Origin of the sequence: Trichloromonas sp. (assembly GCF_041583255.1) — a bacterium.
Lineage (GTDB): Bacteria > Desulfobacterota > Desulfuromonadia > Desulfuromonadales > Trichloromonadaceae > Trichloromonas.
Genome location: NZ_JBFHGD010000136.1, coordinates 1 through 8706, shown reverse-complemented (window position 1 = coordinate 8706; position 8706 = coordinate 1). Strand labels below are relative to the sequence as shown.

8 protein-coding genes are annotated in these 8706 nt (G+C 58.1%); 5 read left to right on the top strand and 3 right to left on the bottom strand.

Features of this window, described 5'->3' with window-relative positions; all coding sequences use genetic code 11:
• Positions 1 to 579 (bottom strand): ribonuclease III (gene rnc / locus ABYV89_RS11335; RefSeq protein WP_432823064.1); only part of this gene is annotated, 579 nt, incomplete at its 3' end.
• 162 nt (positions 580 to 741) lie between these two features.
• Between rnc and tmk the strand changes: the two genes are divergently transcribed.
• From tmk to ABYV89_RS11310, 5 genes are all read left to right on the top strand, one after another.
• Positions 742 to 1392: a dTMP kinase gene (gene tmk, locus ABYV89_RS11330; protein WP_432823063.1), complete on the top strand. Its 651-nt coding sequence runs from the start codon at positions 742 to 744 to the stop codon at positions 1390 to 1392.
• On the top strand, positions 1389 to 2357 hold the full coding sequence (holB, locus tag ABYV89_RS11325) for a DNA polymerase III subunit delta' (RefSeq protein ID WP_432823062.1): 969 nt from the start codon (positions 1389 to 1391) through the stop codon (positions 2355 to 2357). Before tmk ends, holB begins: the two co-directional genes overlap by 4 nt.
• Before the next feature lie 39 nt (positions 2358 to 2396).
• The gene (locus ABYV89_RS11320) at positions 2397 to 3443 is read left to right on the top strand and encodes a PSP1 domain-containing protein (RefSeq protein WP_432823061.1); all 1047 of its coding nucleotides are present in this window, start codon (positions 2397 to 2399) and stop codon (positions 3441 to 3443) included.
• Between the two features lie 15 nt (positions 3444 to 3458).
• Positions 3459 to 4991 (top strand): methionine--tRNA ligase, encoded by a 1533-nt coding sequence (gene metG, locus ABYV89_RS11315; RefSeq protein WP_432823060.1) that lies wholly within the window; start codon positions 3459 to 3461, stop codon positions 4989 to 4991.
• 71 nt (positions 4992 to 5062) lie between these two features.
• Positions 5063 to 6454, top strand: coding sequence for a TatD family hydrolase (locus ABYV89_RS11310; RefSeq protein WP_432823059.1), 1392 nt, complete (start codon positions 5063 to 5065; stop codon positions 6452 to 6454).
• A gap of 64 nt (positions 6455 to 6518) precedes the next feature.
• Here ABYV89_RS11310 and ABYV89_RS11305 read toward each other — a convergent pair whose 3' ends face one another.
• Together ABYV89_RS11305 and ABYV89_RS11300 are read right to left on the bottom strand one after the other, a co-directional pair.
• Positions 6519 to 6857 (bottom strand): PilZ domain-containing protein, encoded by a 339-nt coding sequence (locus ABYV89_RS11305; RefSeq protein WP_432823058.1) that lies wholly within the window; start codon positions 6855 to 6857, stop codon positions 6519 to 6521.
• A 78-nt stretch (positions 6858 to 6935) separates the two neighbouring features.
• Entirely contained in the window at positions 6936 to 8357 is a 1422-nt protein-coding gene (locus tag ABYV89_RS11300) for a phosphoglucomutase/phosphomannomutase family protein (RefSeq protein ID WP_432823057.1), read from the bottom strand.
• Between the last annotated feature and the right edge of the window lie 349 nt (positions 8358 to 8706).

Below are 8706 nucleotides of genomic sequence, written 5' to 3'. Positions count from 1 at the left end.
GCCTTCGGCCTCAATCAGGGTGTATTCAGGAGGCGCACCGAAGCGGGCCTGCATCAACTCCTGCAGCCGGGTCTTGAAATCAATCCCGAGTTTACGCTTGGCCGAGCGGTCAATGGATGCTTCAAACAATCGCAAAACCATCTGCTGAACCGCGTGAAAACCCCCATCGCAGTAAACGGCGCCAATCAACGCTTCGAGAGCGTTGGCGACAAGGCTGTCCTTGTCGCGGCCGCCTGTGCGCAATTCACCGCGCCCGAGGCGCAGGCAGTTGCCGACTTCAAGACGACGGCCAACCTGGGCAAGGCCCGCTTCGCTGACCACCTCAGCGCGAATACGCGTCAACTCCCCCTCGGGCAAGCCGGGATAAGCAACAAAAATCTTATGGCTGACGACCATGTCAAGGACGGCATCACCGAGAAATTCGAGCCGTTCGTTATCAGGGGCAGCAATGCCTCCCTGCTCGTTGCTGTATGACTTATGAGTCAAGGACTCCCGGAACACCTGGAGATCGTCGAATTCATAGCCGATCCGCTCCAACAGGATTTTTTCGACATCTGTACAGCGGATATCTGCTTCCATTTCAGGCATGTCCCGATTCATCATCAAAGCTCTAATCAACGGCGCAATTATACAGAAACACTTGCAGCATATCAACAATTCCCCCCATATATATCAGGTTTTCCTTGATTCTACACGGGGTCACTCATATAATGTACCGATTTTACCCGACGATTGGAACCCATGGCTTTCTTTATTACCTTTGAAGGGATTGAGGGCTGCGGCAAGTCGACCCAGGTCGGCCTGCTGGCACAGCGCCTGACCGCCCGCCAGACGCCCGTGCTGACCACTCGGGAACCGGGGGGCTGCCCGATTGCCAATGCGATCAGGCAGATCCTTCTCAATCCTGCGAATACGGCGCTGGTCCCCCGCGCCGAACTGCTCCTTTATGCTGCCGCCAGGGCGCAACACGTTGCCGAGGTTGTCGTTCCGGCCCTGCAGCAGGGTTCGATCGTTATCTGCGACCGCTTTACCGATGCCACCCTCGCCTACCAGGGATTCGGCCGCGGGCTTGATCTCGACCTGATCCACACCCTTAACCAGGTAGCGACCGGCGGCGTGATGCCCGACCTGACCCTGCTGCTTGACATGCCGCCGACCGAAGGTTTGAAACGGGCGATTCAACGCAATACCGAATCGGCTTTGAATCATGAAGAACGCTTCGAAATGGAGTCCCTTGATTTCCATGAGAAGGTTCGCAGCGGCTACCTGCAGTTGGCAAGTCAAGACGCCCGCTTTCGCATCATTGATGCCCAGGGTGATATCGCTACTGTTGCCGACAGAATCAACCGGACCGTCGACGAGTTTACCGCAACACGAAAAGCGATCCCATGACCTTTTCCCAGATCCTCGGGCATGAACGACAGAAAAACATCCTGCGCCGGGCCATCGACAGCGACCGGCTGGCGCATGCTTACCTGTTCGAGGGGCCGGAAGGTGTCGGCAAGCGACTGATGGCCCTGGCTCTGGCCCGGGCGGTTGTCTGTAAAGAAGGCGCTGGCTGCGGGGTTTGCCCGGCCTGCCGCAAGGTCGACCACAACAACCACCCGGATCTGCATCTGCTGGAACCGGACGGAACGACGATCAAGATCGAACAGGTGCGCGGCATCCAGAAAGAGCTGTCTTTCCGCCCACTCGAAGCACCAAAAAAGATCTGCCTGATCGATGGCGCCGACCGGATGAACCAGGCTGCCGGCAACGCCCTGCTCAAGACCCTGGAAGAACCTAACGGCGACGCCCTGCTCATCCTGCTGTCGGCGCGGCCGGAAAGTGTGCTCAGCACCATCCGGTCGCGCTGCCAGCGTCTCCCCTTCGCCCGCCTGCCGCAGGCCCTGCTTAAGGGAGTGCTGCTCGAGCAGCTCGGGGTCGATGAGGTCCAGGGGCATATTCTTGCGGCGCTCTCAGAGGGCAGCTTCAAGAAGGCGTTGGGAAAGGACCGCGACCTCTACCTGGGTCGCCGCCGGGAAATCCTGAAAACCCTGACGGCCCTTTCGCCCGGAAGTATCCTGCCGACCCTTGAACTGGCTCAATCACTTGCCGAGGAGAAAGAACGGCTTCCCGACATCCTGGACATTCTCCAGGCTTTTTACCGTGATCTGCTGCTGTACCAGCACGGTCGCTCGGAAAGCGACCTGGTCAACATCGATCTCGCTGAAAAAATCCGTCGGGTCGCGCCGAGGGAAAACACCGTCAGCCTGCTGAACAAACTCGAAGCCATCGCTGCCAGTCGTCGCCAACTTGACCGCAATGTCAACCGCCAGTTGGCCATGGAAGTACTGCTTATGCGTCTGGCAGCCTGAACTTAAGCAACCTCAATCAACCAGAGAGTTTTTTCATAAATGCCTAGAATCGTTTCTCTCAAATTTCGTGACGCCGGGAAACACTATCATTTCAACGCACTGGATTTCGAGCTTCGCACCGGAGACCGGGTCATCGTCGAAACCGATCGTGGCCGTGCCCTGGCTACTGTGGTTCAACCCCCGGAAGCGCTGAGCGAGAACACCAAGACCGGTGATCTCAAAACCGTCATCCGGGTTGCCACTGACGATGACATCGCCCTGGCGCAATCCAACAGCAGGCGCGAGAGGGAATCCTACCTGTTCTGCCAGGAGCGCATCCAGAAGCGGAACATGGAAATGAAACTGGTTCGCGCCGAATATCTTTTTGACGGCTCAAAAATCATTTTCTATTTTACCGCCGACGGACGGGTGGATTTCCGTGAACTGGTCAAGGACCTGGCCCATCATTTTCACACCCGCATAGAAATGCGTCAGATCGGCGTTCGCGACGAGGCCAAACTGATCGGCGGCATCGGCATCTGCGGCCGCGAACTCTGCTGCTGCACCTTTCTCACCGAGTTCACCCCGGTGTCGGTCCGCATGGCCAAGGAACAGGGACTGGCCCTGAACCCGACCAAGATTTCCGGTCAGTGCGGTCGCCTGCTCTGCTGCCTCAGTTACGAATTCGAAACCTATTGCAGCCTGAAAAAGGCCCTCCCCAAATGCGGTCGCAAGGTACAACTCGACAATGCCCGGGGCGAGGTGATCAACCAGGATGTGCTCGGCCAGAAAGTGGTGGTTCGCCTTGAGGACGGCCAGACCGTCAAAGTGACGGCCGACCAGATCGAGCAAGGCAAGGGGCCGACGCCTGGCGAAGCCGGCGAAGAAACGTCCAGGCGAGGCCGACCGCCACAAACCGGGCAAAGAAAGCCGGCGCGCCCCCCCCGTGAAAAACCGACCGATACAAGTGCCGCCAAAAAACAGGCGGCACCTGCGCCAACGCCAACGCCGGCACCTGCTGCCGAAGCAGAGACACCGTCAGACGCTGAAGCCCGCAAGCCAGGGCGCAAGCGGAGTCGGAGCCGGCGGCGCCCGCGGCGCAAATAACCAGGAGAGCATATCATGGACAAACGTTATTACATCACAACCCCCATATATTATGTCAACGATGTGCCGCATATCGGTCATGCTTACACGACCCTGGCCTGTGACGTCCTGGCCCGATACAAACGCGCCCGCGGCTACGAGGTTTTTTTTCTGACCGGCACCGACGAGCACGGCCAAAAGGTGGAAAAGGCCGCCCTTTCCGTCGGCGAAACCCCTCTGGAACTTGCCGACCGCGTGTTCAAGCGGTTTCAGGCCCTTTGGGAAAAACTCAACATTTCAAATACCGACTTCATTCGTACGACCCAGGAACGGCATAAAAAAGGGGTGGCTGAACTGTTCCGCCGCATCGAAGCCAAGGGGGATATCTTTCTCGGCGAGTATGAGGACTGGTACTGCACCCCCTGCGAAACCTTCTGGACCGAAACCCAGCTGCTGGACGGCAACTGCCCCGACTGTGGGCGGCCGACCGACAAGCTCAAGGAGGAATCCTACTTCTTCCGCATGAGCAAATACCAGCAGGCGCTCATAGAGCACATCGAAAGCAACCCCGACTTCATTCAACCCAAAAGCCGCCGCAACGAGGTACTTAACTTCGTCAAGGAAGGGCTTCGCGACCTCTCCATATCGCGCACGACCTTTTCCTGGGGCATTCCGGTTCCGGGCAACGACAGGCATGTCATTTACGTCTGGTTTGATGCCCTCACCAACTACATAACCGCCCTCGGCTATCCGGATGACCCTGACGGCAATATGGCCAAATTCTGGCCCGTGGACGCCCACGTCATCGGCAAGGACATCCTGCGCTTTCACACCGTTTATTGGCCGACCTTTCTCCTGGCCGCCGGCCTGCCGCTGCCGAAAAAGGTCTTTGCCCACGGCTGGTGGACCGTTGAAGGGCAGAAAATGAGCAAAAGCCTGCGCAACGTCGTCGAGCCGAACATGCTGATCGACAAGTACGGCGTCGACGCGATCCGCTACTTTTTGCTGCGGGAAGTCCCCTTCGGCCTTGATGGCGATTTTTCCCATTCGGCCCTGGTGCACCGGATCAATTCCGACCTGGCCAACGACCTCGGCAACCTGGTCAGCCGCTCTACCGCCATGCTCAGCAAATATTTCAACGGCATCTTGCCTCCAGCCGGCCCGAACGAGTCCGTCGACGAGGCATTTCAGAAGCGTTTCGTTGCCGCCATCACCAGCGTCGATGACATGATGAATGAACTGGCGTTCAACAAGACCCTGCAGGCCATCTGGGAGCTGGTCAGTGCCGCCAACAAGTACATTGACGAAACCGCCCCCTGGGCCCTGGCCAAGGATGAAAAGCTGCGTCCGCGACTCGGGACGGTCATGTACAACCTGCTCGAGGGCACCCGGCTGATCGCCCTGCTGGTGGCACCCTTCATGCCGGAAACCGGCGCCTCGATCCTGGTTACCCTCGGCCTGGACCAGACCGATCTGACCCTCGACGGCAACGACACCTGGGGACTGCTGCAGCCCGGTGCCGCCATTGCCAAGGCGACCCCGCTCTTTCCCAGGATCGAAATGGACTGACAGGCATTCGCTGAACACTCAGGTACCCGGAGTGGGGCGCAATGCGCCCCATTCTGTTTTTGGAGTCCCCCATGAACCGACATCTGCCGCAGTTGATCGATACCCATGCCCACCTTGACCACGCTCAGTTCGACACGGACCGCGAAACGGTCATCGCTCGCGCTCACGAAACCGGCATCAGCCATATCCTGAGCGTCGGCTGCGATTTGGCAAGCTCGCAGGCCAATATCGACCTGGCTGAACGTTACCCGAACATTTTTGCATCGGTGGGCATCCATCCCCACGATGCCCGTGAAGCTGACGAGTCCGGCATCGCCGAACTTAAAACCATGATCAGCAACTCGCAAAAAGTAGTCGCAGTCGGCGAGATCGGCCTCGACTTCTACCGTGACCGCTCACCGCGCGATGTGCAGCGCCTGGCCTTTCGCCGCCAGATCGCCCTGGCCCGGGAAGTCCATCTGCCGATCATCGTGCACGACCGCGATGCCCACGAAGAGGTATTGCGGATCCTCCGCGAGGAAAGCGCCGACGAGGTCGGCGGGGTCCTGCACTGTTTCAGCGGCGATGCGGCGATGGCCAGAGCCTGCCTGGAGCTCGGTTTCTTGCTGTCCTTCCCGGGAACGATCACCTACCCTAAAAACAATGCGGCCCGCGAAGTCGTTCGCAGCATCCCCATCGATCATCTCCTGGTGGAAACCGACTGTCCCTACCTGGCCCCGCAGACCTTTCGCGGACGCCGCAACGAACCGGCCTACGTGAGGCACACCGCGGAGATGATTGCCGACATCAAGGGGTTAACGGTGGATGACGTCGCCCGCATAACCACTCTCAACGCCTTCAGGCTATTCGGCATCGGTGACATTGACCAGACCACCAGGATCGCCTACCGAATCCGCAATTCGCTCTACCTGAATATCACCAACCGCTGTACCAACGCCTGTACTTTCTGCGCCAAATTCAAGGATTTTACCGTCAAGGGACACCAGTTGAAACTCGACCACGAACCGTCTTTTTCCGAAGTCATTCAGGCGATCGGCACCCCATCCGCTGTTACCGAAGTGGTTTTCTGCGGCTACGGTGAGCCGCTGCTGCGGCTCGACCTGGTCAAACAGGTTGCCGCCTGGCTGCAGGAGCGAGGCGTCAAGGTGCGCATCAACACCGACGGTCAGGCCAACCTGGCGCATGGCCGCAACGTGCTTCCGGAACTGGCCGGACTGATCGATGCCGTCTCCGTCTCCCTCAATGCTCCAGATGCGCAGACCTACCAGCAGATCTGCCGCTCAACGTTCGGCATCGAGGGCTACCAGGCGCTCAAGGACTTCCTCCGCGAGGCGCCCCGGCACATTCCATCGGTAACGGCCACCGCGGTCACCCTGCCGGGGATCGATATCGCGGCCTGCCGCAAGGTCGCAGCTGAACTGGGAGTCGAATTCAGAGAACGGGAATACAACGAGGTCGGCTAACACGAAGGGGCCGGATCATCGATGATCCGGCCCCTTCGTGTTAACGATTGTCCAACAGACTGGTTCAGCGGGTTTCCTTGAGAAAGGCCAGCAGCTTGCGGAAAGCCTCTTCCCCCGAGGTGAAGTCTGAAATCTTGACTCCCATGCCGCCCTTGAGTTTGTGTGCCATACTGGGTGGCACTCTCTTGCTCCACTGAACCTGACCGGAAAGGGCCACCGTCTCATCCGGCGAGGTTTCCAACTCAATATACAGGGTCGCCTTGGGGGTCTTGGTTAAACCGGTCCGGATGAACATCCCCTCCTCGGAAACGTCCTCGGTAAACCCGATTTTCATGTGGTCTTTATCGCCGTACCTGACTTTCAACCGTTTGCGATGGCGGGTATCGTCTCTTTTCTCAGCCATATATCCTCCCTTTCAACAACAATGATTAAATCACAGGATATTGGTTGATTAATAGTCAAAACTGCGGCGCGTCTGACATCAGCCTTTAACAAAAGCTTCAGCCGCAGCAATCAATTCAGCCAGCGCGGCGGCACTGCCGGCTTCAGCGTAGACTCGCACCATCGACTCGGTTCCCGATTTGCGAAAAAGAACCCAGGAACCATTTTCGAAAATCAGTTTGCAGCCGTCAATAGTGACGACCTTTGCCACGGTGTTGCCCGCCATGGATTGCGGGAGGTTGTTGATTTTACCGACAAAGGACTTTTCCAGTTCAGCGCTAAGACGAATATTTTCCCGGCGGGTGTGAAATTCACCGACCCGTCGGTACAGGTCGGCCAGCAGTTCTCCGAGTGTTTTACGTTCAACGGCCACCATTTCGGCCACCAGCAGGCAGGCCAAAATCCCGTCTTTATCCGGCACATGACCCCGCAGGGTCAAGCCCGCACTTTCTTCGCCGCCGATCAGGATCCGGTTGTCGCGGATATATTCACCGATGAATTTGAATCCGACCGGGGTCTCCAGGACGGCGAGACCATGATGCCTGGCCACGGCATCGACGAAATGCGAGGTGGCCACCGAGCGGGCCACATCCCCCCGCTCCTGTCTACTCCGGACCAGGTAGTCGAACAGCAGGGCCAGCACATAGTTCGGTTCGATAAAGGTGCCGTCGGCATCAACGATTCCATAACGGTCGGCATCACCATCGGTGGCCAGCCCCAGGGAGATTCCATCATTCTTTTTAACCAGACTGATAAAATCTCCGATGCTGCCCGGGGACGGTTCCGGGGGCAGCCCACCGAAATAGGGGTCACAATTGTCGTTCATGACAACCACCGGGACCCCGGCTTCGCGCAACAGCGCGTCAAGGTAACCGCGTCCGGTGCCGAACAGGGGGTTGACCGCGATGGTGATCCCTGAGCCGGCGACCGCGTTGAGGTCGACCAGATTGCGGATGCGCTCGAAATAGGCGGCGCGAGGATCGATCTCCTCGACCAAACCGGCACGAAAGGCTTGGTCAAGGGGCATTTCCTTGAAGCAGATCTCACCGAGCATGGCATTGGCGCGGACCTCGATATCCCGGGTCGTTTCCGGCAGGGCGGGCCCTCCCCAGCCGGGCGAGAACTTGACTCCATTGTAATCGTATGGATTGTGACTGGCAGTAAAGTTGATCCCCCCTGCCGTCTGGCGCCGGAGGATTTCGAAAGCGATAACCGGAGTTGGGGTATCGCGGTCGCATAAAAAAGACTTTATGCCGGCGCCAGCCAGCACCCTGACCGATTCCCGGGCAAACTGCTCGCCCATGAACCGGGCATCGTAGCCGATAATCAGACCCTGGCTATGAAGATGGGCAGCCCGCAGATGATCGGCAATGGCCTGGGTTACCACCCTGACATTGTCGAAGGTGAAATCATCGCAAAAAATGCCTCGCCAGCCCGAGGTGCCAAAACTGATTCTGCTCATAGGAATCTCCCGTCTTATCGTAAACACAGACTATGTCACCCCGGACAACACATCGGCCAGGACTTCGTCACCCGGTCACGGCCTTTTCGACGCAAAGACGAAGCGGAAAATCACTAAAAGCATACCACAAAAACAGCAATGATTAATATGGCGCACGCCAAGCTGCATTGGCTTTAGAAATCAGGCGAAATCTTCCCCGCCCACCAGGTGCGGGGCAGGATAATCTTCAATATCGGCGACGTAAGGGCAGTCGGCAGGAAGGACCCCACAGGCTGCAATTTGCGGCGTCAGCGGAGTGCACCCGGGCCGCGCCGAAATGCGGTTCTCGTAGACGGTACAAAGACGGGTC

Bases quoted from the DNA above. Each gene is read 5' to 3' on its own strand.
- ABYV89_RS11320 (WP_432823061.1), top strand. From the start codon at position 2,397: ATGCCTAGAATCGTTTCTCTCAAATTTCGTGACGCCGGGAAACACTAT.
- ABYV89_RS11310 (WP_432823059.1), top strand. From the start codon at position 5,063: ATGAACCGACATCTGCCGCAGTTGATCGATACCCATGCCCACCTTGAC.
- ABYV89_RS11300 (WP_432823057.1), bottom strand. From the start codon at position 8,357: ATGAGCAGAATCAGTTTTGGCACCTCGGGCTGGCGAGGCATTTTTTGC.
- metG (WP_432823060.1), top strand. From the start codon at position 3,459: ATGGACAAACGTTATTACATCACAACCCCCATATATTATGTCAACGAT.
- holB (WP_432823062.1), top strand. From the start codon at position 1,389: ATGACCTTTTCCCAGATCCTCGGGCATGAACGACAGAAAAACATCCTG.
- ABYV89_RS11305 (WP_432823058.1), bottom strand. From the start codon at position 6,857: ATGGCTGAGAAAAGAGACGATACCCGCCATCGCAAACGGTTGAAAGTC.
- tmk (WP_432823063.1), top strand. From the start codon at position 742: ATGGCTTTCTTTATTACCTTTGAAGGGATTGAGGGCTGCGGCAAGTCG.